Genomic DNA, 24960 nt, shown 5'->3' with positions numbered 1-24960 from the left:
CAGAAGTCTGACCTCTCTACATTGTAAACGATTACCATGATGGAGACAAATAATATATTTCGGAATAAACAAACTGACACTAGAGCATGCTTTAGAATCATCAGTAGCCTTACTGAAATAAAAAGGCTGCTCCTTCAACCGCTTCGCAGTTGAATTCACAACCTTTCTATCATTCTACTATTCTTTTAAGCGCGCGGATGGAATTTTGAATATACATCCTTGATCCGTACGTTCGTAATATGTGTATAAATTTGAGTTGTCGAAATATCCGCATGACCAAGCATTTCTTGGACGGCACGTAAATCAGCCCCGTTCATCAATAGATGTGTCGCGAAAGAATGTCTTAGTGTATGCGGTGTAATTTCTTTTTCAATTTGTGCCGATTTTACAAGTTTTTTTAGAATTTTCCAAAATCCCTGCCTTGTCAGCCTGTTTCCATGATGATTCAAAAAAAGTGAATCTGTCCTGTGCTTAGGGCTGGCCATTTTTCCCCGGGAACTTTCCATATAATGTTCAATCGCACCCAATGCAGTTTGGCCAATCGGAATGATTCTCTCTTTATTTCCTTTCCCTACACAACGGACAAAACCCATGGATGCATGGACATCACTTACATCCATGGATATCAACTCACTGACACGCATACCCGTCGCATACATCAGTTCTAGCATCGCCTTATCGCGTAAGCCGAATTCATCCATTTTCTTTGGGGCTTCCAATAGTGCTTCAACCTCTTCCATGCTTAATACCTTTGGAAGACTTCGTTCTGGTTTTGGCGTTTCTATATGTATGGACGGATCCTGATCGGTTACTTTTTCCCTTAGAAGAAATTGATGAAAAGACCGAATGGAGGCTATATGACGCGCCACCGTCTTCGATGATTTCCCTTGATCCTTCAAATGCACGAGAAAATGCAGGATGTTGACCCGCCGTGAATCATTCCAATCTTCGATGGCTTCAGCTTCTTTCAGAAAGCTCCAATATGATCTTAAGTCACGCTCATACGAAACGAGCGTATTCTTGGCAAGCCCTTTTTCAATGGTTAAAAAATGAATGAAATCCCTAATTTGATTCTCCATATTCATTACTCCCCGTTTAAATAAAACAACATTAAGCGTTCAAGCCATGCATCATCACCCGTATCTACTGCCTTCGATACTTTTACAGCCATGCCTTTCGGTTCATCATAACGATGATAATCTTGATATTCCTGATTTAACCATACCATTCCTATATAAAAAAGAACAGTGAAGCTAACAAAGAGAATCATCACTTTAGCCGTATGCAAAACAAGCGATAATGATGTTTTCATCATCTTTCCCCTCCCATTCGATCCTTTGTATCAATCTATGCCCAACAGGACAAGTTTTATACGTGTTTCGGAAAGGAGAAAACAAAAACAACTCTTACTTGAGAAAATAGGTTTTAAAAATGCAGAAAACCTTCTCCATTAAATGGAAAAGGTCCGACTTCATTCACCTTTATTTTCTTCTTTGTCATGACATCGATGACAAATGCCATGAAAGGTTAATCTATGGTCTTTTATCTTGAAGTTCCAGTCGCGTTCCACAATGTCTTCTACGTCTTCAAGTAGGTCTTCCTGAATCTCATCTACCGCACCACATTCCACACAAACAAGATGATGATGGAAATGCGCAGCTCCTTCTTGTCTTAAATCATAACGGGAAACCCCGTCTCCAAAGTTAATTTTATCTACTATCTTCAATTCAGTCAGCAACTCTAGTGTACGGTAAACTGTTGCCAATCCAATTTCCGGCGACTTTTCTTTGACAAGGAGGTAAACGTCTTCTGCGCTTAAATGATCCTCTTCATGCTCAAGTAAAACGCGGACGGTCGCTTCTCGCTGAGGCGTTAATTTGTAGCTGGACGAGTGTAACTGCTTTTTTATCCTATCAATTCTGTTTTCTATTTCCATACCTAATATTCCCTCCCGCGCCGCTATCCTATCCATTATATCAAAAGAGGGAAAACTGTCAAAATAGATTTCTTGTTAATGATAAAAAAATTTGCGGGAACGGCAAATTTCAATCAATGACCCAATAAACTTACGACATTTTTCATTAAAGAAGGGGATAGGTACGCTTCAAATGCAGCAGCTGTAATCAAAAATATTCCCGACAAGATCAATGAGAAAATATACCGTGAAATTATCGGCTTCAGCGGTTCACGAACCTGCTTTAGGAAAATCCGGCTGATCATTTTCATTGATAGCGAGACGGCAAGCACGGTTATCACGATGAATATCGGGACGATGAATATGTTTTGGGGCAAAATAGCGACAAACGATAATAAAAAACCGCTCCATCCCATTTGATTGACTAAAAAGCCGACTGTGAATCCAACAACCATCCCTTTTATAAATAACAAAACCAGGATGACTGGCAAACCGATGACCGATATTCCGAGAATCCAGATGACCCCGATATATTTTATATTATGCATAATACTTTGGCTGAACATATCATGCGAAGAGGCAAATTCACCTTTGGATACTTGTCCGAAAAATTGCGATAAATAATAGAACAAGTCTTCCTTTTGGGTAAAGCTCAAACTATTCACTAATATTGCCCCAAAAATGACACCCATCAAAAAAAGCACAGTGATAAAGACATATAATGAGGAATGTTCGTTAATATGTTTCATTACGGCATTTTGTACGACAGATTTTTTTTTCATCTTTCATCCTCCCAACTCCGCTTACTAGAATCTATGTTTTCACTCTCTCATTTATGCTAAGAAAACTTTCTCCCTCAGCCGAACACCTTGAGCTCAATTCATGTTATAATTTTCCATACTAACGATATGGAGGCAGGATATGAAAGCTATATTAATGGATTTCCCCGAAAAAATTGAAACCCCACGATTATATCTAAGGCCCTGTCAGCCTGGCGATGGCATGGACGTTCACGAGGCCATTGTCCATTCCAAACCTGAATTGAAACAATGGCTGCCGTTTGCCCATCAAGATGTTTCTTTGGAAACTTCTGAACAGAATGTCCTTAAGTCCTTTTCGGATTTCATTTTAAAAGAGGATATCAGACTCCATATTTATAGGAAAGAAGACGATCAATTCATCGGCTCCACCGGTCTGCACCGAATTAACTGGGATATTCCCAAATTCGAAATTGGCTATTGGATTGATACGAGATACAGTAAACAAGGCTACATAACGGAGGCGGTAGAAAAGTTAACCAAATTCGCCTTTTACCATTATGGAGCAAAGCGGGTCGAGATCCGCTGTGATCCTAATAATATCGCCAGCAAACGGATTCCCGAAAAGCTGGGGTATACCCTTGAAGGAATTTTGCGTAATGACTTTCTTAGTGCAGATGGCAAGGAAGTGCGGGACACCTCCATTTATGCAAAAACAACTAACTAAAAAAGCCCTGACAGATCTCCATCTGTCAGGACTTTTTTCAGGTTATTTCCTTTTTGACCTTTCCGTACTTTCCTCCGCCCCCCACTTCAAAAGATAGCGTCCCTTTTCTGGCAGAATCGATATAGCCCGCCAATTTTTCAGGAACGATTTCCTTGAGCTGTTCAAGCGTAACTTCATGTAGAATATTCATCTCTGTTCCAAATGCCACCAGCAGTTTTTCCATGGATTTAGGACCGAGTCCCGGGATGAAATCAAGTGGTACTTGGTGGATATACGGCGGCCTTTCCCTGCCATTTCTTCCGTCCGTCCCGGAAATGGAGAGCTCTTCAATCCTGGACGATACCCCTTTTATAATGGATTTATTACCGCATTCGGGACATTGTTCACTATCCCTCAATACCTGGTGTAAGCACCCTGAACATACAGTTTGATGATACTTTCCCAATAAGGGGTTCAATCCATAATTAACGGTCACCTTACGATTCCCTTTTTCTTTAAGGGCTTTTGCCAGCTCATTGAAACTTGGTTCCTCAAGCAGGACTTTTTGATATTCCCGAGCGATTTTCCCAAGCGAATGCGCATCGGAATTTGTTACGAATACATAGGAGTCCAACTCCTCGATATCCTTGACCATTTCTGTATCAGAACTTAAACCAAGTTCGATGGCATCAATTAGCTCCGGATCGAATACTTCTGTAAGACTGGATCGCACCCCTTTTCCATATAAGCTTTTAAATGGGGTGAAAACATGTGCCGGGATAAACAGGCCGCCCAGTGATTTCACGATCTTTTGCAGTGTTCTTCCATCACAATAAATCCTTTGGGAGCTCAAGGTAATATTTTTAACATGTCCGCTCATCCATGAGGAGAATTCCTTCATCGCTTTTATAGTGGGAAAATAAGCGAGGACATGGATCGGTCCATTACAATTCTGATCATAAATTTCAATCTCCGAGCCTGGAATGATGGTTGTATTCTTGTATTGAAGTCCGCCTTCAATCTTCTCCGTGATTTCGCCGTCCAGCATCCCCGCTTCGATTTCTTCGATAATTTCAGGAGAATGGCAATCGATTATCCCGATTAGATCAAGGCCCTTCCTTTCACTTGCCACTTGCAGCACATTGCTGAAGGTTAACGTTTTAGCACCTGTTATTTTCACGGCCCTTCCGCTTCTCGTTCTGCCTATATGGATATGCAGGTCAGCGTAAAACTCTTTCATTTACGATTTCATCGCCTTTTTCAACTGTAGATACTGAACTGCATATGCCGTTTTGGCATCTTTGATCTTCCCTTCATCCATATAAGTTTGGGCTTCCTCCAGCGTGAGTTCAATCATCTCGACGAATTCATCTTCATCCAGCGGGGCTGCATTTTCTTTCTTTTTCAAATTGTGGGCCACATATAGGTGGACCAATTCATCGGCGAAACCTGGCGATGTATAGAAGGATATGATGTGCTCCATTTTTTCACATTCATAACCTGTCTCCTCTTCCAGCTCCCGTTTAGCCGACAGAACCGGTTCTTCGCCTTTTTCCAGCTTTCCTGCAGGAATTTCCACCAAGCTTCTCTCCAGCGCTTTACGGTACTGTTCAACCATGATGATTTTATTTTCTGCCGTGAGAGCTATGATGGCAACCGCTCCCGGATGCTTGATTATTTCACGTTTACCCGTTTTCCCATCAGGAAGCTCTACATCATCCACTTGCAGGCTGATTACCTTTCCTGTGAAGATTTTTTCCGAAGACAGCGTTTTTTCTTCAAATTTTTTCATCCTGACCACTCCTCTGTTCTAATTGCAGCATGATTCCTCATACATTTTACCATAATAGAGATGGAGGGCGATTTAATGAAAGTTTACGTACTGGAAAAAAGCGTTACTTTATCCGGAAAGAGTTGGGAAATCCTTCAAAAACTAAAACAATTGCAAAATCAATATGTCTATATCAATGATTGGATAGCCGACATACACGATCAGGTGCCGCCCACTCCTTTAAAACGGATCAAGTGAATTCTTTGAGTGAAATGGATTTCTCCTTTACAATGAAATGTAAGGGAGTGGATAACATGAAAAAACGCAGACTAGGAAATTCAGACTTGCTAGTTTCTGAAATCGGGCTCGGATGCATGTCATTGGGGACTGTTGAAAATCAGGCATCCGAAATCATACAGGCCGCTTTAGATGAAGGAATCAATTATTTTGATACTGCTGACTTATATGATTTCGGCATGAATGAAGAAATCGTCGGAAAGAATTTAAAATCGGTCCGCGATAAGGTATACATAGCCACCAAGGTCGGAAACCGCTGGAATGAAAACAAAGATTCCTGGAGCTGGGATCCATCTGGCGAATATATTAAAACGGCAGTAAAAGATAGCTTAAAGAGATTGGGAACTGACTATATTGATCTTTATCAGTTACATGGCGGCACCATTTCAGACAATATCGGAGAAACGGTAGAAGCATTTGAAGATTTGAAAAAAGAAGGCTATATCCGATATTATGGAATTTCCTCGATTCGTCCGAATGTGATCAAGGAATTCACGGAAAAGTCTAAGCTTGATTCCGTGATGATGCAGTTTAATCTACTCGACCGCCGCCCAGAAGAGTGGATGTCCCTTTTGGCCAACAAACAGATCAGCATTATTGCCCGTGGCCCCCTTGCCAAAGGGCTGCTCAGTGAAAAAATGCTTGAAAAGGCAAATGAGGATGGATACCTTGACTATAGCTATCACGAACTTAAAGATTTGCTTCCGGAAATAAAGGACAAACTTTCCGATAGGAAGTTGAATGAAACGGCACTTCAATATGTATTGTCCCATCCAAGCGTCGCTACCGTTGTACCAGGAGCAAGCTCAGTACAGCAGCTCCGTGAGAACTGCCAGGCCGCTAACAGTCCTTCACTGTCCAAAACCGAGTTGGATATCTTAAAGCAGTTGACCAAAGCGAACAAATATGAAAGTCACCGGGATTAAAAAGAATGGAACTAAACTAAATGTTTCAAATAAATTAGGCTGCACTATCTCCGTTTAAACAACGTGATAGGCAGCCTTTTTCCGTTCCAACGTTTTTTTCGCCATACTCTCTTATGTACCGCTTTCAAGTTTCCGATCATTCTAATTCCTTTCCAAACCCATTTAACGGTTTTAAACTTTTCATTGGACATCCCAAAATTAATATTGTAAAATTCAGTTGTGCACAATTAAAAAATAAAAATATAAGGGAGAAAAAATGATGACAAAAACATTATTTACAACGTCTGTAACAGTTGATGGCGGAAGAGAAGGAACGGCAATTTCTGCTGACGGCAACTTCACGGTTGATATTGCGATGCCTGGAACACCAAGGGCTAAACAGATGCCTGAAGCATCTAATCCGGAACAGCTTTTTGCAGCTGGATATGCTGCATGTTTTGATAGTGCTTTGCAATCAGTTGGTAAAATTGAACGCGTTCCCTTCGATTCCAAGGTCACCGCAAGCGTCAGCCTATTGATGGGTGAGATGCATCAGTACAGCTTGGCTGTAACTTTGGCTGTGAAGGGATCCGGGGTCGATAAGGCGACATTCGAAACCCTTGTTCATAAAGCACATCAAATGTGTCCTTATTCAAAAGCAATCAACGGCAATGTGGACGTCGCCTTTGAAATAGATTTAGATTAAATCCGACAAAAAGACGCTTGGGGAACCCCAAGCGTCTTTTCTTTGCTAAAATTGCTGTAAAGTTTTCAATAGTTGGAGCAGTGAAGCTTTTAAATCCTCAACCACCTTCTTATCATCACCCGACATAGCCGAAATGCGATCGGGAATGAAGCAGGCCTCTTCCTGTAAACCAAGTCCCTTTTCCGTCAGCTTGATCATGACAGACCGTTCATCTTCAGTCGAACGTTCACGGACAATCAAGCCATTCTGCTCCATTCGTTTCAACATGGGAGTAAGCGTTCCTGAGTCGAGGGCAAGGAGCTCCCCAAGTTTTTTTACTGTAAGTGTATCCTGTTCCCATAATAGAAGCAGGACAAGATATTGAGGATATGTCACTTCAAGTTTATCAAGCAGCGGTTTATATTTCTTCGTCATTTCCCGCGAACTTGCATAAAGCAGGAAACATAATTGGTCTTCCAGTACTTTTTCTATTTTATTTTGCATCATATCACCAGCTAATAGTAGTCCATCCGATATGAAAGCATATCGAACTTATCTTTAATATAATCGTTATACTTTATAAAATAAAGGAATATCAGCAAGGAATGGTCTTCCTGAACAGAAAAAGGGAGCCAGCCCACTTAAAACTTAAACTGCTCCCTGTCCTTCATTTATAGTTCTTCCAGTTCAGATTGCTTTCACCCAATAGTTCTTCAAATGATTTATTCTTCTCCCGCCGCTTTCTTTCTTCTCGTTTCTTTTCTTCTTCCGCTGCCCTTTTTTCTTGTTCAGCCTCATTAAGTTCCTTTTGCTTTTGACGAAGCTGGGACATGATATCTTGATTGATCATATCACCAAGTTTCAATGAAGATGAATCTTTATCTTGGTTTTTGCTTTGAGTTTGATTTCGCGGCTGTTTCTTTTTCATCCTTAAAACCTCCTGGCCCATTTATGAAATTATTATATCACGACTGCCGTTTTCCTCGTCATCGTTTTCAAACAGTGTTTTCCCATTTCCCACATGGTAAAATAAAGAAAATCAACCTAGGAGGACCTTTCATGAAGAAATGGTGGTTTACACTCGCCGGAATCCTATCGTATATCATCGGCGTTGGCATTTATTTTTCCAATCGGATCATGTACATGAAAAAGAAGGAAGATGATTTTATCCAGAATCGTGAAATCATGGCTAAACGCCTGATCCGGGAGGATTTTGATAATCTGCCTAAAACGGAAATTTGGGTATCGTCACCATCCGGATATTCCTTGAAATGCTTGTTTATCGAACCGCATGACACCAATAAGTGGGTGATCATTTCTCATGGTGTGACGGAAAACAAAGTCAATTCGATTAAGTACATGAATATTTTTCTTAAGCGGGGCTTCAACGCAATCATTTATGACCACCGCCGGCATGGGGATTCCGGTGGCAAGACGAGCAGTTACGGACATTATGAAAAATTCGACCTGAAGGCCGTAATCGATGAATTGAAAAGACGTAAAGGTCCCGACCTTCATATTGGCATTCATGGTGAATCCATGGGGGCCGTAACCCTGCTTTTATATGCCGGAATGCTTGAAGATGGTGCTGATTTTTACGTTGCCGACTGTCCATTTTCAAATTTCGAGGATCAAATCAAACACCAGCTCAAGCATGAAGTCCCATTTCCTTCCTGGACCGTGTTTCCGCTTGGGCGTACGTTCATCAAACTCCGTGACGGATATTGGACCAACGAAGTGTCCCCAATCGATTATATAAAAAATATCCGAAACCCGGTGCTCTTCATCCATAGTGAAAATGACAGTTTCATTCCCGCTTCCATGACAGCGGAATTATATGCAGCAAAAGAGGGCCCAAAGCAGCTTTACATCGCTAAAAAAGGGGCCCACGCTCAATCTTATAATGAAAATCCAAAAGAATATGAAGATCAAATCGATCAGTTTCTAAAACTTGTCTGAGAAGAAAAAAGAGGGTATCCAAGATCCCCTCTTTGCTTTTTAGTCAGATTTTATTAAAATAACTCATCCTTGGATTCAAGATTTGATTCGGACTTTTTAATTGAAAGCTGTTCGCTTCCGGAACAAAGTCTATTTTCATGACTTCATCAAGAAAAATCTTTTTTGATTTCTCCACATATAGTGGAATCCCGTTTGTTTCCACTTTTTCGGTACCTTCTTCAGGTTCGTTGACCCACCATAGCGCGGTCACACCGCTTACCACGCAGCCACAGCCATCAGTATCATATTTCAACTGTAAATATCCTTCTTGTCCCTGTACCTTATCGGCCATTTTCTCAGCCGCTGTTTCCGTCCATTCAATATACATGATTGTACGCCTCCCGATGTTTCCCCCATTATAAACGATAAATACGCTTCTGTTAAAGAAACTGCCTTCCTTTGCAAGCTTCAGCCGACACGAAAATCACTTTCTTCATTGACCGTGCTAACAAATGCCGATTCTCATACTCCTCCGTGATACCTTTCATCACGATGCCGTTTTGAAAGGCTGTCCCTTGGGAACAGCCCTTCCGCTCATCATTCCATTATCCTTACATCCGTGATATCGGAAAGCCTGATATAGTGAGCCTGCTGAAACCGATCGACGATATGAAGCTTTTGGGTGAGCTCATTATAATAATGGATCCTGCCGATTAACAGCTGATACCGGTTGCCTTCATAATGAGCAATCGTGACATCCTTTCTTTCCTCCATCGCTTCCCCCATTACCGCATTCATTTCTTCCAGTTGCTGCTCATCCAGGATGCGCTTCGTTTCATAGCCATCCTCCACCACCCAATCCCGAAGCATCTTCACATGCTCCGGCAACATCATCGATGTCCATTTGATACGGCCGCGATCACGTATCATTCTTTTCCCTCCCTTCAAAGTCAACCTTACGCCTTATGACCACCAAGCAGCTTGCTTCGGTAAACGGCTGTACCTGCTTCTGTATACGAAACGGCACGCAATAACGATTTGGCTCCATATTTATGGCGGATTCGATCAACCGTGTAACTCAATTCCCGCTTCTTCCAGCGCGAAGCATCGAATAAAGTCAGCTGCATTTCGTTATCATCCACAATATTCGAGAGCCTGACCTCTATGCTCCGAACCGTTTTTTGCTTATAGTTCTCATGAAAAAGCTCCAGGCAAACTTTATATAGCTCCATCGTAATGTTGGTCGGTTCGCTAATTGAACGCGAACGTTGGAAACCTCCGCCGAACTCATCCTTGCTGTAACCAATGCTTAGGCTCACCGTCCTTCCTGCCTTGCGATGGGTGCGTGCCCTTCTTCCAACTTCTTCGCAAATTTCCAGCATGACCTGCTTTACCTCATGCTCCTCCTTATAATCCCGCAGCAGGATTTGACTTTTACCGAAGCTTACCTGCCCTTCGATGATCGCTGCCCCCATATCGGATAAATCTATTCCCCAAGCATGGTGGTAAAGCTGATTGCCCATAATTCCAAACTTCGCTTCAAGTAATTCAAGATCATAATTGGCAAGCTGTCCAACCGTAAATATTCCCATTCCATGAAGGGTTTTTTCTACGCGCCTGCCGATCCCCCACATTTCACGAAGCGGGGAAATCGGCCAAAGTTTGCTTGGCACATCCTCATACTTCCATTCTGCAATCCCATTATGTTTGGCTTCCAAATCAAGGCAAAGTTTTGCCATAAGCATGTTCGGTCCAATTCCAATGGCACAGGGGAGCTGTAATTCCCGTTCGATTTCATCCTTTATCTTTTCAGCTATCATCCGGGCATCTCCCCATAAAGAAGCGGCACCATCGACTTTCACAAAACTTTCGTCCACACTATATACGTGAATCGCTTCTTTGGGCACATAACGGTTGAACAAGCGGGTGATTTCCGTCGAAACCCTTAAATAGGTCGCCATTTTAGGTTCAACGACGACAATCCTCGGATCATTCGGGATCTCAAACATCCGCGAACCTGTCTTGATGCCAAATTCCTTCTTCATCTTTGGAGAAGCCGCAAGCACAATGCTCCCTGTCCTCTTCAAATCACCAACCACCGCCAGATAACAATCAAGCGGGTCCAGACCAAGCATGACCGCTGAACAGCTTGCATAAAAACTTTTCATATCGATACACATAATTGATTGTTTCGGCATCGTCCCATAATCCATCACTTCTCACCCTAACAAGAATATATGTTCGCTTTTATTATATTCATAACTTTAACCGAATATACGTTCTTATTCAATGGAAGTTTTCATACAAATTTCTACTTTTTAATGTAATTTCCTTGAAAAATATAATAGATACTAAAAATGGTTAAAATACCATATTTAAACTGAATACCCAAATAGTTTTTTTAAAAAGAATCAATTCGTAGCTTGAATAATTTTTAATGGATCCTTATACTTAGTTTTTTTAATTTTTTTCACCCTTTTCAACAGTCTTTCGTCTATTTTAAATTTAGTCTTACTACTCATTTTTTGTAATAAAACTGTAACCAAAATTATGTCTAATTGTCATAATGGTATTGTAGGATAATATTGTTAAGAATATAGAGAGATAGATAGAGAGGAAATGAAAATTATGAAGAAATGGATCGCTTCAGCTGCTGTTGCTTCTGCCATGATGCTAACCCCGCTGCAAGCCTTTGCAAATATTGGAGATCAAACCCTCAGACCCGGAATGACACATAGTGATGTCAAACAACTACAACAACTTTTAAAAACCAAAGGTTATTTCACATATTCAGGTTCACTGACTACATATTACGGCACCTATTCTGTATCAGCAGTAAAAAAATTCCAAAAAGCCAAAGGACTGACTGCCGACGGAATTGCGGGCCGTAACACATTTAATAAGCTTGGTGTTTATAAGGTCAATAATACAAGCTTGATCAGCTATGCAAAAACCTTAATAGGCAAACCCTACAAATGGGGCGGAACAACACCAACTGGATTTGACTGCTCAGGCTTCGTCTATTACGTATTCCAGAAATCACAAGGAATCACCTTACCGCGTACAACATCCTTGCTTTATTCCAATACAGGTTTAAAAGTATCTTCACCATCTAAGGGTGACCTTGTATTCTTTGATACTTCTTCTGGAAGAACAGGGGTATCCCATGTTGGTATCTATATCGGAAATGGTCAATTCATCAGTGCTACTTCTTCTAAAGGAATAACCATCACGGATATGGATAATTCTTATTGGAAACCAAAATATTTAGGTGCGAAAACTTTATAAAATCCCATAAAACAACCGGACAGAATTCATAGTGATTCAGCCCGGTTGTTTTATTTTATATATAATATTTCATCCGTTAAATCCTCAACTGTCACCATGAATGAAGCGTCCAAGTTGGAACGGTTCATCATTTCGATATTATAAACATGCTCTGACGGTAAATGGACGACTTCAAGAACCATGAATCGCTGACTTTCCGCTTTACTGACATGATTGAGGGCAGCAGTGACCGCCCTTTGTTCGGCCAAGCTTTTTACATCCGACAAAACAAGAATCAGTTCCGCTTCCGCTTTCCCAGGAAATGCTTTCTTCACCCCGCCCCGGTGCCATGGTTTCACTTTCATCCCGATTTCCAGGTCGGAATAATCGAGAGCGTTACCATATTGATCTTGAATGGATGTATCAGTGGTCACCTTATAATACGTCCTTTTAATCAAAATCCTTTTATCGTCAAGATCCGTAATGAAACCTTCTTCCCCCTTACCGACGGCATCATCCCTGTTCCAATCAGGGGATTGACAGCTACCCAGAATAAAGGCAACGAATATGGATATATAAAGGTTTACAATCCTCTTCATACAAATCCCTCCTACTAGAAATAGACGGATCCCCCATGAAATAGTTACCAATTCATATGAAAACTTCGGTTATTTCAAAAAAGGGGAATGTCATCGACATTCCCCTTTTGCCTATTATTATATTAGACCATCTTTCGCCTTGTCCGACATCGAAAGTTGCTTACTTTTTAAAAAATGCTTTTTTTCCTAATGTTTCGGTGATTTTTGGAAACATGTTATACCATTTCCCAGCAAAATTCATCCAGCCAGGGAGATTGATTTCCCTCTTATTGGTCAGCATCGCCGCTACGATTTTAGCAGCGACATCTCCAGGCTTAAGCATGAATTTTTCAACATTTTTTAAATATGTACCTGATTCATCGGCAATGTTAAAGAAATTCGTTTCTATGGGGCCAGGATTAACGGTGGTCACAAAAACATGATCTTCCATCAGCTCAAGCCGAAGTGCGTTTGAATAGCCAAGAACCGCGAACTTAGTCGATGAGTACAATGTTGATTTAGGAGTGGCGATTTTACCGGCCTGTGAAGCGATATTGATGATATGCCCCGATTTTCTCTGCTTCATATACGGAAGAACCAGCTTTGTGCAGGCCATCAATCCAATGACGTTGACAGCAAACATTGCTTTCGTTTCATTTAATTCCGTATCCTGCGCTTCTTTAAACGTGCCGAAACCGGCATTGTTGACCAACACATCCACTTCACCTATTTGCGCATGGATGTCATTAAATACATTTGTCACCTGATCAGTGTCTGCCACGTCAAGCTTATAGGCATATGCATCAATTCCATATCGGGTGATCAATTCATTCCTTAGCTGTAGTAATTTATCCATACTTCTGGCCAAGAGGACGAGACGCCCCCCCTGCTTTGCACTTTGAATGGCAACTTCCTTGCCAATCCCTCCGGAAGCTCCAGTAATAACAATGACTTTGCCTTGCAACTTATTCAAAAAAGTGAGCCTCCTTGCGAACATTAAGCGATTGAATACAGAATGACCCCTGATTGAATTTCTGTTTCGACTTCACCCAAGTCTTCTAAATAGTCCAGCTGACCGACCGTTTCCGAAAGTGTCAGGCCCACTTCCTGAAGGTATACTTTCGGAAACAACTGCTGACATACTTCAAAGACCGATAAAGGCTTATCTTGAAGCATGCTTTTCACCTGCATGGCACGGTTATGCTGCCGCTCGAATCTATAGTGAATCAAGTCGGCAACCGCATCTCCATCCACTTCAGATCCATGTCCGGAGTAAACGGTGGATATGGAAAAATCCAATAATTTCTGAAGTGATGCATTATACTGCAGTAACGGACGAGGCCTCATGCCTCCGGGAAGTAAAGGTGGTTCCATTAATGGATTAGGTGAAATCTTGGCAAGCAAATGATCGCCAACGATCATGACCCCGTCACTTTCGCGGTAAAAGGATAAATGGCTTTGCGCATGCCCTGGAGTCTCGATCACTTTCCAGCCTGGAAGACCAGGGAGCTCATCTCCCTCAGCCAAATATCCATTCAGCTTCCGTTCACTAAGGAAACTGATTTCGTCGCGATTGTGGATCAGTTTATTTTTCAGCTCTTCTGCCACTCCGAACTTTGCGGCATAATCAAGGAAAAAACGATTATGGATTTCTAGGAATTCATCACTGATGGTCAGCCAGCGCTGATTGTTTTTGTGTCCATAAACCGGGATCTCTTTTTCAAAGAAATCGAGTCCACCAGCATGATCAGGATGATGATGAGTTAAAATGATTTGTTCGATATCAGTCAGTTTCAGACCCAAATCCCCAAGCCCATTAGTCAAGGCTTCTTTTGATCGTTTTGTTTTCACTCCAGTATCGATTAGCGTTAAAGCATCCCCTTTAACTACATAAACATTCACATCACCCACTGCAAACGGCGTAGGCAAAGTAATTTTTGCAATATCTCCATTCCAATTCGCCATAATCTTTTTCCACCTTAGAAAATTATATTTATATAAAACTTTTTATACACTAAACAGAATTCTAAGTATACTTATCATGTATAATTACCATTTTACATGTATTTTTAATTACTGTCATTATTTTCACATAATTCATGTCTATTTTTTCTCGTCCATGCATATATTATCATTGACAGAGTGCTAATTTATCCTTCATAATCACAAGTAATTAAAGACGGCATGGCTTTGATTAAGGCCAAGTAAATTATTGATGGCGTAAAGAGAGTGAAGCTCGGAATGTGCTGAAAGGCTTCATCGCCCCCTCATTATTGAACCTACCTTATGAGCCTTCAGGTAAACCTGACGTAATTCCCGCGTTAGAGGATTCAAGTGCAGCTTTTCTGTTTATTTATTATGGGAAAGTTGAACAAAGGTGGTACCACGGAAGCTAGACCTTTCGTCCTTTATTGGATGAGGGGTCTTTTTGTTTTTTAAAAAAAGGCCGAAAACTTTAAAAGAAAAAGGAGCGGGAAATATGAAGAAAATCGCATTTATCGGAGCTGGATCGATGGCAGAAGCAATCATTTCGGGGCTGGTGACCCAACAGGTAATTGAACCGGCAAATATTTTTGTAACAAATAAATCAAATGATGATCGGTTCGATTATTTAAAGAACCAATATGGTGTAACTGCCACAAGATCGCTGCAGCTATTAGTACAGGATGCCAACCTTGTCGTGCTGGCGGTGAAACCGAAAGATATTTTAGAAACAATGCAATCAATAAAAGAATATATTCGTGAAGAAATGCTGTTCATTTCCGTTGTTGCCGGGGTTCATACAACAAGCTTGGAAGGTATCGCCAACAAACGGTTCTCGATTGTCCGTGCCATGCCTAATACATCGGCAGCTGTAGGGAAATCAGCAACGGCCCTTGCGGCTAACTGTCATACGAAAGAAGCGCAATTACAAACGGCGATTACCCTTTTTGAAACGGTAGGTACAGTGGCAGTTGTCGAAGAAACCCAGCTAGATGCGGTAACAGGCTTATCAGGCAGCGGTCCGGCTTATATTTATTACTTGGTCGAGGCATTGGAAAAATCAGCAGAAAAAATAGGTCTCGATTCCGAAACCGCTAAGCAATTGATTCTCCAGACACTGATGGGTGCGGCCGATATGTTACAGAAATCACCTAAAACGCCTGCCGTACTAAGAAAGGAAGTAACTTCACCAGGGGGGACGACTGAAGCAGGTCTGAAAGCACTTCAAGCACATCAGGTGGAAGAAGCATTCATTGCCTGTGTACAAGAAGCGACTGAGCAATCGAAGCGGATGGGCAATCAAATAAGTAAAGAACTAGCCAAATATGTAGTTTCGCAGTAAGGCGCATGATGATGATCGGCTGTTGCAAGGCAACAGCCCTTTTTTCTAAGGGGTAATCTTTCCGTAGTGTGCGTTACTTTATAATCAGCATATCATTTTCATCAAAACTCCAATCCTTCGAATACGCTACCTCCCAATAGTAACCATCGGGGTCTGAAAAATATCCGCTGTACCCTCCCCAAAAAACATCCTGGGGTGATTTCTCGATTGTTCCCCCGGCCTTTTCAGCTTTGTTGATCACATCATCCACTTCTTCAATTGATTTAGCATTATAAGCAAGCGTAAGTCCCGGGAAACCATTTTTCTTAGGCGGTTCTTTCTCATTGATGTCTTTTGCTAGCTCCTCTAAAGGATACAAAGCAAGTTTCGTTCCGGCATTATTAAAAAAAACGATTGCGGGTTCGTCCTCTTTAACCGTTGTATGAAATCCCAACCCGTCCCGGTAAAACCTTAATGATTCAGCAATATCCCTGACACCTAAAGTTATAATATTGATCCTGTTCATACTGGTCCTCCTTTTTCATGTTTTAAGGGTAAATTCGACATCTGCATCACATTTCCCTTTTTAGCTTGTTTACCATCATCCATGCCATCACAAATGCTTCTAAAAGTTCCTAACAACGCTACCATTTGCAAAAAGCTGTCCACAGGGAATTCCACCTTGGATTGCCCCTCATGCAAATTACGTAGGAATTCCACTTTCTTTGCCGAATGAATACATGTTTTGTCAACTGTAAAGGAATTTCCTTATACTTATCGAATTCAACAACCAAAAGGGGGAATCTCGATGAATACAAGTGCAGTTGCCCGGTTACTGAATGTTTCCCATAGTACGATTCAACGCTGGGTCACCCAATTGAACATGGAAGTAGAACGGAATCAGCTTGGCCACTACCAGTTTTCGGATGAAGACATTGCATTATTGAGAAAAATCCAAGATCAGCTGAACGAGGGCATCATTCTCCAAAAGGTCAGCATCTCAGAGAAGAAGCTTAGAAAAGCAACCATCCAGAAACACTCCGAACCGAATGATCAACTGCTTGAACGGGTCAACAGGCTTGAAAATGGCCTGAAAACAAAAGCGGACGATGTTGTATCTTATCAGCTTTTACAGCACAGAAGTGAAATGGAAGAAATGCACAAACTCGTTAAGAAGCTTGAAGCCCGTATCGAAGCGCTAGAAAAACCAATGGGTCAAAACTTTGATTATTTCCTCGCGGCTGAAGAAGCTGCTGCCACTAAAAAGACGAAGAAAAGGCCATTCATAAAAATGATTTTTGGAAACAGAAAGAACGATAGTTCATCATGGAGCACAGCCGACAGCGATTGACATCGTTTTTCAAGATCACTCATGAACACCCACGATAGCCATTTTTCTTAAGCAAAACATTTCTTCAGTAACAGGACTTCAGTAATAGGACCTGACCTTATTAATTACCCCAAAATAAAAAGGCCCTGACCCAATATTAATCTATCTGGGTCGGGCCTTTTCATCATCTTAAATCAACACTGCACGGTCATTGAGCATTTTTTCGCCTTTAATGCGCTGGAATTCGTTAAGCAGTTTTTCGACGGTTAGCTTCTGCTTTTCAGCGCCTCTGGCTTCAAAAATGATCTGTCCCTTATCCATCATAATCAAGGAATTTCCAAGATCGATTGCCTGCTGCATATTATGAGTCACCATCAACGTCGTTAACTGGTTATTTTCGACGATTTCCTTCGTCAGGTTTGTAACGAGCTCTGCCCGTGAAGGATCAAGTGCTGCTGTATGTTCGTCAAGTAGCAGGATTTTAGGGTCGGTGAAGGTCGCCATCAGCAATGATAGTGCCTGGCGCTCCCCTCCTGATAATAATCCCACTTTTGCAGTCATCCGATTTTCCAAGCCTAAATGAAGGGTGCCCAAACACTCTTTAAAAAGTTCTTTCCGTTTTTTTGTCACCCCAAAGCCTAAACCTCTTTTATTGGTTCTGCCATAGGCAATCGCCATATTTTCTTCAATAGTCATATGTGGTGCCGTCCCCAGCATGGGATCCTGAAAAACACGGCCAATCATTTTGGCACGGGCATGTTCTTCAATGGCCGATACGTTTTCACCATCGATGATGACTTCACCTGCATCAGGGAGAATTTTACCGGAAATCATATTCATCAACGTCGATTTACCTGCTCCATTACTTCCGATGACTGTTACAAATTCACCTTTTGTCATCTGCAGTTCCAGATTTCCAAGGGCTAACTTTTCATCTGGCGTTCCCTCATTGAAAACTTTATAAATCTGATTTAACTGAAGCATATTCTTCCCTCCCTTTCGGTAAAGTCCCATCATGGCGCATCTGTATTTCTTTAAGCCGCCTTTTCTTCCGGGTTTTTTCCTTTTGCTTATCAGAAATTTTAGGAATGACAAGTGCCCCGACCACAATAAGTGCCGTAATTAATTTAACATCACCCGTTTCAAGGAATTCAACGCGAAGTGCCAAAGTTACGACGATTCGGTAAATGATCGCCCCTCCTATGACTGCCAGCGTAGCACGTGCAATCGTTTTTGCACCAAATAGAGCCTCACCGATTATGACGGATGCCAATCCGATGACAATGATTCCAATCCCCATGCCTATATCGCTAAAACCGTTATATTGGGCAACCAAGGATCCCGAAAAAGCCACTAGTGCATTTCCGATTGCAAGTCCCAGGATCTTCATGTTGCCGGTATGGGCGGAAAAACTCTTGACCATGGCCTCATTATCACCAGTCGCCCGTAAGGCAAGACCAATTTCCGTTTTTAAAAAGGCTGACATTCCTGCTTGGATGACTACAGCCACAATCAGCATAACGATTAATATGGCCCACGTTTTCGGCAGGCTGTCACCGAGACCCACGAATGATAAAAGACCATTCAACAAATTGTCCAACCCGGTGCCAGCCCAGGCATCCTGGATATTCGTGACAATGGTTGTTTGGGAAAGCAACGGAATGTTGGATGCACCCATGATCCTCAAATTGATCGAGTAGAGCGCAATCATCATTAAGATACCCGCCAAGAGAGGATTGATTTTCCCTTTCGTATGCAGGAACCCCGTTATCGTCCCAGCGATGAACCCTGCCACCATGGCACTCAACGTGGCAACGATCGGCGAGTAACCGTTAACGATCATAATCGCGGCAACAGAGGCCCCTGTCACAAAACTGCCTTCCACAGTCATATCCGGGAAGTCGAGAATCCTGAATGTTAAATAAACACCTAGTGCCATGATCGCATAAATCATTCCCGACTCAAAAGAGTTGAATAAGGCTGAGAACATTTTTTTCTTCCTTCCCCGAACAAAAGCAGAGTTTATTTTACAAACTCAGCATCTGCTTTCCATTCTTCTTTTATTTCAACACCCATATCTTTTGCTGCTTTTTCATTGATGACCAATTTCAGTTTTTGTGGATATTGAACCGGGATATCTCCAGGTTTTTTACCATCCTTCAGGATTTCAACCGCTTTTTGCCCCGCTTCATAACCAATGTCATAGTAACTGAAGCCATATGCTGCAAAACCGCCAGCATTCACGGAATCAAGTTCGCCGACAAACAATGGGATATCTTGATCATTTGCCACGGAAATGACCGATTCCAATGCCGAGACAACTGTATTATCAGTAATGATATAGAAAGCATCCGCTTTTCCGATTAAAGATTCCGTTGCCTGTTTAACATCCGCTGAAGTCGAGACGGATGCTTCCACGACTTTCAAACCAGCTTTTTTCGCTTCCGCTTTCACATTCTTTATTTGGATGACTGAATTTTGCTCCCCTGTATTATAGACAGTTCCAATTGTCTTCGCCCCAAGCTCTTCCGCTAGGAATTTCATTGACTTTGCAATGGCTTCAGGATGGGAATCCGTCGTACCCGTCACGTTTCCGCCTGGTTTTTCCAAAGAAGTAACAAGTTCACCCGCTACAGGATCGGTAACAGATGTAAAGACGATCGGGATATCCTTGGTCGCATTTAAAGCACTTAGAGCACTAGGAGTCGAATTGGCAAATATCAGATCCACTTTATCCCCAACAAAGTTATTGGCAATCGTCTGACTGTTGTTTTGGTCACCCTGTGCAATTTGAAGATCATATTTGGCATTGATGTCACTGTCCTTCAGTGCCGCCTGGAATCCTTCATATGCTTGATCCAGGGAATCATGCTGAACGATTTGCGTTACCCCAATGTTGAAGGTATCCTTTCCGCTTTCATCCTTTGCCGTATCTTTTTCCTTGTCATTTCCACACCCAGCCAATAATAAACCTGCGACCAATGTCATGGCTGCTGTTGAATATAATTTCTTTTTCATATTTTCCCCCCGCTTTTTCCTTATTTAAAATAATGTTTTTCTAATGATGCCAGCTATTTTCGCTTTTATTTCCTAAATTATAATCGTTTAGTCCCAATTATTCCAATATATTTTTTAACTTTTTAGAATTTTTTGAGTTCTAAAGATAAAACATGAAAAAAGCTGCTGTGAAAGGTAAGGTAACTTTCACAGCAGCTTTTTGAAAAATCAGTGTTCGACGACCTGGCTGACAATTTCGGTAACTGTAGCACGATCAATTTTTTCTTTGCCTTCTTTTAGGGCTTTCAATGTGGCTTTTGCCAATTCCAAAGGTATTTTACAGAATTGGATGATCTCTTTCGTTTCAATCTCTCCAATGTACGCATCGGCTAATGCAAGATTATGTTCCGTATGGGCAAGCATCTCGTCGAAACCCCAGCCATCCGGATAAAAGTTCACACCACGTTCTGCATCTTCCTCACGGTTTCGCAGGATATTGACCGTTTGAAGTCCACGGCCAAATGCGATGGCAAGTTCACGGTCCGTTTCGGTTCCATCGTACCAGTTCCACATATCGGACAGCATGACCCCCACTAAACCTGCAACATAATATGTGTAATCATCGAGTTCCTCTTCATTATGGATTTGCCAGTCCTTAGTAACCCATTTTGCCATTCCTTCGGCCATTTCCTTAGTCGACTCCAAGACTTTGGATTTTGCACCGGGAGGACAAAATTCAATCCAGTCCGAAAGAAACAGGGTCACCTCGGGCAGATCATCCTTATATGGTTCAAATAACGATTGAAGATCTTCTTCCCTGAAATCAGCATCAAGCTCACTAAGGGCCTGTAACAGGGAAACCTTAATATCTGCTGGAAGACCTGGGTGGTCCTCGATCTCATCGATGGCGCGCATGCAAAGGTATGCAGCTCCAATGGCCTCTTGTAATCCCTTTGGAAGATAGCTGATCGGAATGAAAAAAGTCCGGCTTGTTTTTAGGAGAAAATCCATTGCTTTAGTATGTAGGGCACTTTTGTCAGTCATATTTACACTCCTTTAAATATCCAATGAACAATTGATTAATTATATCAAACATTAGCTTTGATTTCAGCTGCCCGATTCCTCTGAATACAAAGGAATTTTAATGGCCATTAGATCTTCACCCATAATCGTGTTTGGAAAAATCGCATTGCTTTCCTCTTTTAGCCTCTCGGCATCCTCCGGAGTATACCGTGAGCTGATATGCGTAAGGATTAGATGCTTAGCTCCCGCTTTCAAAGCCGTTTCTGCAGCCTGAACGGTGGTCGAATGATAATAGGCTGATGCCATTTCCGCTTCTTCCGCTGAAAATGTAGCTTCATGAACAAGGTAATCCGCCGATTCAGCAAGAATGAGCGCATTGCTGCACATTTTTGTATCACCAAGAATCGTGATGATCCGGCCTTTTTGCGGAGCACTGAGATAGTCCTTCCCATTTAAGACACGGCCATCATCGAGAGAGACCGTTTGCCCATTTTTCAATGCTTTAAAAAGAGGCCCCGGCTTCACACCTTCAGACCGCAGCCGGTCGACCAGTAAGCTTCCCGGACGATCTTTTTCCACAATCCGGTAACCGATGCTGTAAATGCCATGATCAAGCGACATGGCCGTCACTGTGAATTGTTCGTCCTCAAACACTTCGCCTTCTTCTATTTCGATGATTTCCAAGGGATATTTTAAATGAGTTCCACTCACCTGTAAGCTCGTCATAATAAATGCCTCTATGCCTTGTGGACCATATACGGTCAATTTATCCACTCCGCCCTGAAAAGATCTGCTGCTTAAAAATCCAGGTAGTCCGAAGATGTGATCACCATGTAAATGGGTGATGAAAATTTTTTCAACCTTTCGCGGTTTGACTGCCGTTTTTAATATTTGATGCTGTGTTGCTTCCCCACAATCGAATAACCAAACCTTCCCACGTTCTTCCAATAATTGAAGGGCGATTGATGTCACATTACGCGCTTTAGCCGGAACCCCAGCGCCTGTACCCAATAAAACGAAATCCACTCATACTACCTCCGTTGCAAATACTTTATGACTTAACTATAGCATAACCAAGGTGCTCTTTCATTTATGACCCATTAAAACAGAAACCAAATTAAACTTTTAATGAAATATAGAGAAAAAATGCGCAAATTGATTGCTTTGAGGGAAAGCTAAACGTAAAATTAGAAATTGGTACACATTCGGGAATTCCAACTTTATAGACAGATTTAACGGAAAGTTGAGGTTTTAAACATGACAGAAAACAATAAACCCACAGCATTGATCATGATTTTTGGTGCTACCGGAGATTTAGCGAAAAGGAAATTGTTTCCTTCCATATATCGACTATTTCAAAAAGAGAAAATCAATAAGTTCGCCGTCGTTGGAGTGGCAAGGAGGCCATTGACGAACGAGGAGTTTCAAACAAGTGTCAAGGACTCGATACTTACGTTCGGACATGCGGAAGAAAAGGTCGACGAATTCATTTCCCATTTCCATTATCACTCCCACGACGTTTCCAGCTCGGAATCATACGTGCAGTTAAAAGACATTGCCGAAAAATTAGACGGACAATATCAATTAGAAGGAAACCGGATCTTCTATTTGGCGATGGCGCCTGAGTTTTTCGGAACGATTGCCGAACAGATTAAAGCACAAGGCCTGAGTGACACGGATGGATATAAGCGCCTGGTCATAGAAAAGCCATTTGGACACAGTTTCGAAACAGCACAAAAATTGAATGAGCAGATTCGAACTGCATTCGCTGAAGATGAAATCTACCGTATCGATCATTATTTAGGTAAGGAAATGGTACAAAATATCGAGGTCATCCGTTTTTCCAATGCCCTATTCGAGCCGCTTTGGAATAACAGATATATATCAAACATCCAGGTTACTTCAAGCGAAACACTTGGCGTTGAAGAACGCGGGCGTTATTATGAAACCAGCGGTGCCCTAAGGGATATGGTCCAAAACCATCTGCTGCAAATGGTGGCCTTGCTAGCCATGGAGCCTCCGATCGCTTTGACGACGGAAGAGATTCGAAGCGAAAAAGTGCGGGCATTGCGTTCACTTCGACCAATGAAAGTGGACGAAGTCAATCAATACTTCGTCCGAGGCCAGTATGGTGAAGGAACGATAGACGGTCAAACACTTCCGGCCTACCGCAATGAACATAACGTAAATCCGGAATCAAACACAGAGACCTATGTTGCGGGTAAATTGATGATTGATAACTTCCGATGGGCCGGTGTTCCTTTTTATATCCGCACCGGTAAGAGAATGGATGTCAAATCAACGAATATCGTTGTTCAATTCAAAGATATCCCAATGAACCTGTATTATAAAACGGAAGAAACACTGAACCCGAATCTTCTCGTTATCAATATCCAGCCTGACGAAGGTATCACATTGTACCTGAATGTGAAGAAATCCGGGACGACATCCAATACAAAGCCAATGAAGCTGACCGTCTCGAACAAAGGGATCGAACACATCAATTCTCCCGAGGCATATGAAAAGCTACTGTTTGACAGCATGCGCGGGGATGCTACAAACTTTACGCATTGGGACGAGGTTGCCCTCTCATGGAAGTTCGTCGATACCATTTCCAATGCATGGGAAAACACTAAAGACGAGTCTTTCCCTAACTATGAAGCTGGATCCACAGGTCCACTTGCATCCGATGAACTCCTGGCAGAAGATGAACATATTTGGTGGCAAGTCAAGAAAAACGAAAAATGATTGAAATGAAGAAGGGACGCAGATTTGAATCTGCATCCCTTTTTCATTCATGAAACACTCTTCCTCAGCAATTTATCACGGATAATATGATACATTTCCTTGGGCTTAGACATTTCTTCCCCCACTTCCGAATTGAGCCAAAATGAAACACCGAATTCTAAGGCGATGAAAAATAAAAATATGGCTACAGCCCACCAGATGATGAACATAAGTCACCCGCTCCTTCTCTCTTCTATCTGCCTACTTGTATCCTACGGTCCGTCCATCTCTTTCAATGTTTATATTCCTCTTTTCGCAGGTGTTTAAACCTAAAAAGCATGGATGAATGACATACATCATACTATGTTTTTCCTAAAAAAGGTAAATTAATTGGAACTATTTACAACTAGTTCATCTTTACCATTTTAACCCTTCCAACCTCTTTATAGAAATAGAATGGTAAGTCCTTGCTAAGGTTACACTAGAAAAGGCGCCAGTGACGGCACCACTAACTTCGATGTGGAGGGATTAAACGATGGACATTCGTGAAGGATTAATTCCAACAGCCTTGGGCACAGCCGTGACAGCTGCGGGTTATGCAATGAAGCAGACCCGTGGCTCAAACAAAATGGTAGCTAATACGGTTTTTGGTTTCGGTCTGGCACATGTTGTATTAGGGGTCATTGACCTTGTAGAGCATCGGAGATAGTAAAAAAAGAGGGCGCCAAGCGCCCTCTTTTTTTACTACAACTGGATCCC

Annotated in this window: 32 protein-coding genes; 10 read left to right on the top strand and 22 right to left on the bottom strand. The window is 41.9% G+C overall.

The window, feature by feature from the left end:
• Window positions 1–185: 185 nt before the first annotated feature.
• From xerD to spoIIM, 4 genes are all read right to left on the bottom strand, one after another.
• Window positions 186–1079, bottom strand: a complete 894-nt coding sequence (gene xerD, locus ACQKMF_RS05535) for a site-specific tyrosine recombinase XerD (RefSeq protein ID WP_101222475.1) — start codon at window positions 1077–1079, stop codon at window positions 186–188.
• A gap of 5 nt (window positions 1080–1084) precedes the next feature.
• A complete protein-coding gene (locus ACQKMF_RS05530; RefSeq protein ID WP_101223458.1) occupies window positions 1085–1312 on the bottom strand; it encodes a YqzK family protein in 228 nt (75 codons plus the stop codon).
• A gap of 159 nt (window positions 1313–1471) precedes the next feature.
• The gene (locus tag ACQKMF_RS05525) at window positions 1472–1930 is read right to left on the bottom strand and encodes a Fur family transcriptional regulator (RefSeq protein WP_101223459.1); all 459 of its coding nucleotides are present in this window, start codon (window positions 1928–1930) and stop codon (window positions 1472–1474) included.
• Window positions 1931–2049: 119 nt separating this feature from the next.
• On the bottom strand, window positions 2050–2697 hold the full coding sequence (spoIIM, locus tag ACQKMF_RS05520) for a stage II sporulation protein M (RefSeq protein ID WP_101222476.1): 648 nt from the start codon (window positions 2695–2697) through the stop codon (window positions 2050–2052).
• Window positions 2698–2836: 139 nt separating this feature from the next.
• Between spoIIM and ACQKMF_RS05515 the strand changes: the two genes are divergently transcribed.
• Window positions 2837–3400: a GNAT family N-acetyltransferase gene (locus ACQKMF_RS05515; RefSeq protein WP_402938260.1), complete on the top strand. Its 564-nt coding sequence runs from the start codon at window positions 2837–2839 to the stop codon at window positions 3398–3400.
• A 37-nt stretch (window positions 3401–3437) separates the two neighbouring features.
• Here the strand turns inward: ACQKMF_RS05515 and ACQKMF_RS05510 are convergent, their stop codons facing one another.
• Window positions 3438–4619, bottom strand: a complete 1182-nt coding sequence (locus ACQKMF_RS05510) for an endonuclease Q family protein (RefSeq protein WP_427572089.1) — start codon at window positions 4617–4619, stop codon at window positions 3438–3440.
• Entirely contained in the window at window positions 4620–5171 is a 552-nt protein-coding gene (locus tag ACQKMF_RS05505) for an NUDIX hydrolase (RefSeq protein WP_230176979.1), read from the bottom strand. It abuts the gene before it with no gap.
• A 75-nt stretch (window positions 5172–5246) separates the two neighbouring features.
• Here ACQKMF_RS05505 and mciZ point away from each other — a divergent pair, with 75 nt between their 5' ends.
• The 3 genes from mciZ to ACQKMF_RS05490 all read left to right on the top strand — a co-directional run bounded on the left by mciZ (window position 5247) and on the right by ACQKMF_RS05490 (window position 7058).
• The gene (gene mciZ / locus ACQKMF_RS05500; RefSeq protein ID WP_076365517.1) at window positions 5247–5408 is read left to right on the top strand and encodes a Z-ring formation inhibitor MciZ; all 162 of its coding nucleotides are present in this window, start codon (window positions 5247–5249) and stop codon (window positions 5406–5408) included.
• Between the two features lie 56 nt (window positions 5409–5464).
• On the top strand, window positions 5465–6373 hold the full coding sequence (locus ACQKMF_RS05495; RefSeq protein ID WP_427572087.1) for an aldo/keto reductase: 909 nt from the start codon (window positions 5465–5467) through the stop codon (window positions 6371–6373).
• A 259-nt stretch (window positions 6374–6632) separates the two neighbouring features.
• Window positions 6633–7058, top strand: coding sequence for an Ohr family peroxiredoxin (locus ACQKMF_RS05490; RefSeq protein ID WP_427572085.1), 426 nt, complete (start codon window positions 6633–6635; stop codon window positions 7056–7058).
• A 45-nt stretch (window positions 7059–7103) separates the two neighbouring features.
• On the opposite strand, the gene ACQKMF_RS05485 is transcribed toward ACQKMF_RS05490, so the two are convergent.
• The gene (locus tag ACQKMF_RS05485; RefSeq protein WP_096337652.1) at window positions 7104–7541 is read right to left on the bottom strand and encodes a MarR family winged helix-turn-helix transcriptional regulator; all 438 of its coding nucleotides are present in this window, start codon (window positions 7539–7541) and stop codon (window positions 7104–7106) included.
• A gap of 163 nt (window positions 7542–7704) precedes the next feature.
• Entirely contained in the window at window positions 7705–7965 is a 261-nt protein-coding gene (locus ACQKMF_RS05480) for a YqkE family protein (protein ID WP_101222483.1), read from the bottom strand.
• A 131-nt stretch (window positions 7966–8096) separates the two neighbouring features.
• Here ACQKMF_RS05480 and ACQKMF_RS05475 point away from each other — a divergent pair, with 131 nt between their 5' ends.
• Window positions 8097–8996, top strand: coding sequence for an alpha/beta hydrolase (locus tag ACQKMF_RS05475; RefSeq protein ID WP_402938270.1), 900 nt, complete (start codon window positions 8097–8099; stop codon window positions 8994–8996).
• 43 nt (window positions 8997–9039) lie between these two features.
• Here ACQKMF_RS05475 and ACQKMF_RS05470 read toward each other — a convergent pair whose 3' ends face one another.
• From ACQKMF_RS05470 to ACQKMF_RS05460, 3 genes are all read right to left on the bottom strand, one after another.
• Complete coding sequence (locus ACQKMF_RS05470) at window positions 9040–9363, bottom strand: iron-sulfur cluster biosynthesis family protein (protein ID WP_402938273.1); 324 nt, start codon at window positions 9361–9363, stop codon at window positions 9040–9042.
• 209 nt (window positions 9364–9572) lie between these two features.
• Complete coding sequence (locus ACQKMF_RS05465; RefSeq protein ID WP_402938276.1) at window positions 9573–9905, bottom strand: YolD-like family protein; 333 nt, start codon at window positions 9903–9905, stop codon at window positions 9573–9575.
• A 26-nt stretch (window positions 9906–9931) separates the two neighbouring features.
• Window positions 9932–11191, bottom strand: a complete 1260-nt coding sequence (locus tag ACQKMF_RS05460) for a DNA polymerase thumb domain-containing protein (RefSeq protein ID WP_101222487.1) — start codon at window positions 11189–11191, stop codon at window positions 9932–9934.
• Window positions 11192–11603: 412 nt separating this feature from the next.
• On the opposite strand from ACQKMF_RS05460, the gene ACQKMF_RS05455 reads away from it, so the two are divergent.
• A complete protein-coding gene (locus tag ACQKMF_RS05455) occupies window positions 11604–12263 on the top strand; it encodes a C40 family peptidase (RefSeq protein WP_402938279.1) in 660 nt (219 codons plus the stop codon).
• A gap of 50 nt (window positions 12264–12313) precedes the next feature.
• On the opposite strand, the gene ACQKMF_RS05450 is transcribed toward ACQKMF_RS05455, so the two are convergent.
• The 3 genes from ACQKMF_RS05450 to ACQKMF_RS05440 all read right to left on the bottom strand — a co-directional run bounded on the left by ACQKMF_RS05450 (window position 12314) and on the right by ACQKMF_RS05440 (window position 14785).
• Window positions 12314–12841, bottom strand: coding sequence for a hypothetical protein (locus tag ACQKMF_RS05450; RefSeq protein ID WP_402938282.1), 528 nt, complete (start codon window positions 12839–12841; stop codon window positions 12314–12316).
• 160 nt (window positions 12842–13001) lie between these two features.
• Window positions 13002–13817: an SDR family NAD(P)-dependent oxidoreductase gene (locus ACQKMF_RS05445; protein ID WP_427572080.1), complete on the bottom strand. Its 816-nt coding sequence runs from the start codon at window positions 13815–13817 to the stop codon at window positions 13002–13004.
• Window positions 13817–14785, bottom strand: coding sequence for an MBL fold metallo-hydrolase (locus tag ACQKMF_RS05440; RefSeq protein ID WP_101222491.1), 969 nt, complete (start codon window positions 14783–14785; stop codon window positions 13817–13819). Before ACQKMF_RS05440 ends, ACQKMF_RS05445 begins: the two co-directional genes overlap by 1 nt.
• 514 nt (window positions 14786–15299) lie before the next feature.
• Between ACQKMF_RS05440 and proC the strand changes: the two genes are divergently transcribed.
• On the top strand, window positions 15300–16145 hold the full coding sequence (gene proC / locus ACQKMF_RS05435; protein ID WP_057278877.1) for a pyrroline-5-carboxylate reductase: 846 nt from the start codon (window positions 15300–15302) through the stop codon (window positions 16143–16145).
• Window positions 16146–16218: 73 nt separating this feature from the next.
• On the opposite strand, the gene ACQKMF_RS05430 is transcribed toward proC, so the two are convergent.
• Both ACQKMF_RS05430 and ACQKMF_RS05425 read right to left on the bottom strand, forming a co-directional pair.
• On the bottom strand, window positions 16219–16650 hold the full coding sequence (locus ACQKMF_RS05430; RefSeq protein ID WP_101222493.1) for a VOC family protein: 432 nt from the start codon (window positions 16648–16650) through the stop codon (window positions 16219–16221).
• On the bottom strand, window positions 16647–16793 hold the full coding sequence (locus ACQKMF_RS05425; RefSeq protein ID WP_402938292.1) for a hypothetical protein: 147 nt from the start codon (window positions 16791–16793) through the stop codon (window positions 16647–16649). Before ACQKMF_RS05425 ends, ACQKMF_RS05430 begins: the two co-directional genes overlap by 4 nt.
• A gap of 139 nt (window positions 16794–16932) precedes the next feature.
• Here ACQKMF_RS05425 and ACQKMF_RS05420 point away from each other — a divergent pair, with 139 nt between their 5' ends.
• Complete coding sequence (locus ACQKMF_RS05420) at window positions 16933–17475, top strand: MerR family transcriptional regulator (RefSeq protein ID WP_101222495.1); 543 nt, start codon at window positions 16933–16935, stop codon at window positions 17473–17475.
• Window positions 17476–17643: 168 nt separating this feature from the next.
• Here ACQKMF_RS05420 and ACQKMF_RS05415 read toward each other — a convergent pair whose 3' ends face one another.
• From ACQKMF_RS05415 to rnz, 5 genes are all read right to left on the bottom strand, one after another.
• The gene (locus ACQKMF_RS05415; protein WP_402938296.1) at window positions 17644–18438 is read right to left on the bottom strand and encodes an ABC transporter ATP-binding protein; all 795 of its coding nucleotides are present in this window, start codon (window positions 18436–18438) and stop codon (window positions 17644–17646) included.
• Window positions 18413–19444 carry an ABC transporter permease gene (locus ACQKMF_RS05410; protein WP_402938299.1) on the bottom strand — a complete coding sequence of 344 codons (1032 nt, stop codon included), beginning with the start codon at window positions 19442–19444 and terminating at the stop codon, window positions 18413–18415. The genes ACQKMF_RS05415 and ACQKMF_RS05410 overlap by 26 nt, the downstream gene beginning before the upstream one ends.
• A gap of 32 nt (window positions 19445–19476) precedes the next feature.
• Complete coding sequence (locus tag ACQKMF_RS05405; RefSeq protein ID WP_239858465.1) at window positions 19477–20472, bottom strand: ABC transporter substrate-binding protein; 996 nt, start codon at window positions 20470–20472, stop codon at window positions 19477–19479.
• Window positions 20473–20679: 207 nt separating this feature from the next.
• Window positions 20680–21495, bottom strand: a complete 816-nt coding sequence (locus ACQKMF_RS05400) for a squalene/phytoene synthase family protein (protein WP_230176986.1) — start codon at window positions 21493–21495, stop codon at window positions 20680–20682.
• Between the two features lie 63 nt (window positions 21496–21558).
• The gene (rnz, locus tag ACQKMF_RS05395) at window positions 21559–22500 is read right to left on the bottom strand and encodes a ribonuclease Z (protein ID WP_427572075.1); all 942 of its coding nucleotides are present in this window, start codon (window positions 22498–22500) and stop codon (window positions 21559–21561) included.
• A gap of 231 nt (window positions 22501–22731) precedes the next feature.
• On the opposite strand from rnz, the gene zwf reads away from it, so the two are divergent.
• Entirely contained in the window at window positions 22732–24222 is a 1491-nt protein-coding gene (gene zwf / locus ACQKMF_RS05390; protein ID WP_427572073.1) for a glucose-6-phosphate dehydrogenase, read from the top strand.
• A 47-nt stretch (window positions 24223–24269) separates the two neighbouring features.
• Here the strand turns inward: zwf and ACQKMF_RS05385 are convergent, their stop codons facing one another.
• The gene (locus ACQKMF_RS05385; protein ID WP_157831000.1) at window positions 24270–24431 is read right to left on the bottom strand and encodes a hypothetical protein; all 162 of its coding nucleotides are present in this window, start codon (window positions 24429–24431) and stop codon (window positions 24270–24272) included.
• Between the two features lie 305 nt (window positions 24432–24736).
• On the opposite strand from ACQKMF_RS05385, the gene ACQKMF_RS05380 reads away from it, so the two are divergent.
• Window positions 24737–24910: a hypothetical protein gene (locus tag ACQKMF_RS05380; RefSeq protein ID WP_034308217.1), complete on the top strand. Its 174-nt coding sequence runs from the start codon at window positions 24737–24739 to the stop codon at window positions 24908–24910.
• Window positions 24911–24960: the final 50 nt, after the last annotated feature.

The sequence above is a fragment of the Peribacillus sp. NPDC101480 genome, from assembly GCF_050277335.1.
GTDB lineage: Bacteria > Bacillota > Bacilli > Bacillales > DSM-1321 > Peribacillus.
The sequence above is the reverse complement of the archived record's forward strand: the minus strand, read 5'-3'. Positions and strand labels throughout refer to the sequence as shown.

Bases quoted from the DNA above. Each gene is read 5' to 3' on its own strand.
- xerD (WP_101222475.1), bottom strand. From the start codon at position 1,079: ATGGAGAATCAAATTAGGGATTTCATTCATTTTTTAACCATTGAAAAA.
- ACQKMF_RS05530 (WP_101223458.1), bottom strand. From the start codon at position 1,312: ATGAAAACATCATTATCGCTTGTTTTGCATACGGCTAAAGTGATGATT.
- spoIIM (WP_101222476.1), bottom strand. From the start codon at position 2,697: ATGAAAAAAAAATCTGTCGTACAAAATGCCGTAATGAAACATATTAAC.
- ACQKMF_RS05515 (WP_402938260.1), top strand. From the start codon at position 2,837: ATGAAAGCTATATTAATGGATTTCCCCGAAAAAATTGAAACCCCACGA.
- ACQKMF_RS05510 (WP_427572089.1), bottom strand. From the start codon at position 4,619: ATGAAAGAGTTTTACGCTGACCTGCATATCCATATAGGCAGAACGAGA.
- ACQKMF_RS05505 (WP_230176979.1), bottom strand. From the start codon at position 5,171: ATGAAAAAATTTGAAGAAAAAACGCTGTCTTCGGAAAAAATCTTCACA.
- mciZ (WP_076365517.1), top strand. From the start codon at position 5,247: ATGAAAGTTTACGTACTGGAAAAAAGCGTTACTTTATCCGGAAAGAGT.
- ACQKMF_RS05495 (WP_427572087.1), top strand. From the start codon at position 5,465: ATGAAAAAACGCAGACTAGGAAATTCAGACTTGCTAGTTTCTGAAATC.
- ACQKMF_RS05490 (WP_427572085.1), top strand. From the start codon at position 6,633: ATGACAAAAACATTATTTACAACGTCTGTAACAGTTGATGGCGGAAGA.
- ACQKMF_RS05485 (WP_096337652.1), bottom strand. From the start codon at position 7,541: ATGCAAAATAAAATAGAAAAAGTACTGGAAGACCAATTATGTTTCCTG.
- ACQKMF_RS05480 (WP_101222483.1), bottom strand. From the start codon at position 7,965: ATGAAAAAGAAACAGCCGCGAAATCAAACTCAAAGCAAAAACCAAGAT.
- ACQKMF_RS05475 (WP_402938270.1), top strand. From the start codon at position 8,097: ATGAAGAAATGGTGGTTTACACTCGCCGGAATCCTATCGTATATCATC.
- ACQKMF_RS05470 (WP_402938273.1), bottom strand. From the start codon at position 9,363: ATGTATATTGAATGGACGGAAACAGCGGCTGAGAAAATGGCCGATAAG.
- ACQKMF_RS05465 (WP_402938276.1), bottom strand. From the start codon at position 9,905: ATGATACGTGATCGCGGCCGTATCAAATGGACATCGATGATGTTGCCG.
- ACQKMF_RS05455 (WP_402938279.1), top strand. From the start codon at position 11,604: ATGAAGAAATGGATCGCTTCAGCTGCTGTTGCTTCTGCCATGATGCTA.
- ACQKMF_RS05450 (WP_402938282.1), bottom strand. From the start codon at position 12,841: ATGAAGAGGATTGTAAACCTTTATATATCCATATTCGTTGCCTTTATT.
- ACQKMF_RS05445 (WP_427572080.1), bottom strand. From the start codon at position 13,817: ATGTTCGCAAGGAGGCTCACTTTTTTGAATAAGTTGCAAGGCAAAGTC.
- ACQKMF_RS05440 (WP_101222491.1), bottom strand. From the start codon at position 14,785: ATGGCGAATTGGAATGGAGATATTGCAAAAATTACTTTGCCTACGCCG.
- proC (WP_057278877.1), top strand. From the start codon at position 15,300: ATGAAGAAAATCGCATTTATCGGAGCTGGATCGATGGCAGAAGCAATC.
- ACQKMF_RS05430 (WP_101222493.1), bottom strand. From the start codon at position 16,650: ATGAACAGGATCAATATTATAACTTTAGGTGTCAGGGATATTGCTGAA.
- ACQKMF_RS05420 (WP_101222495.1), top strand. From the start codon at position 16,933: ATGAATACAAGTGCAGTTGCCCGGTTACTGAATGTTTCCCATAGTACG.
- ACQKMF_RS05415 (WP_402938296.1), bottom strand. From the start codon at position 18,438: ATGCTTCAGTTAAATCAGATTTATAAAGTTTTCAATGAGGGAACGCCA.
- ACQKMF_RS05410 (WP_402938299.1), bottom strand. From the start codon at position 19,444: ATGTTCTCAGCCTTATTCAACTCTTTTGAGTCGGGAATGATTTATGCG.
- ACQKMF_RS05405 (WP_239858465.1), bottom strand. From the start codon at position 20,472: ATGAAAAAGAAATTATATTCAACAGCAGCCATGACATTGGTCGCAGGT.
- ACQKMF_RS05400 (WP_230176986.1), bottom strand. From the start codon at position 21,495: ATGACTGACAAAAGTGCCCTACATACTAAAGCAATGGATTTTCTCCTA.
- zwf (WP_427572073.1), top strand. From the start codon at position 22,732: ATGACAGAAAACAATAAACCCACAGCATTGATCATGATTTTTGGTGCT.
- ACQKMF_RS05385 (WP_157831000.1), bottom strand. From the start codon at position 24,431: ATGTTCATCATCTGGTGGGCTGTAGCCATATTTTTATTTTTCATCGCC.
- ACQKMF_RS05380 (WP_034308217.1), top strand. From the start codon at position 24,737: ATGGACATTCGTGAAGGATTAATTCCAACAGCCTTGGGCACAGCCGTG.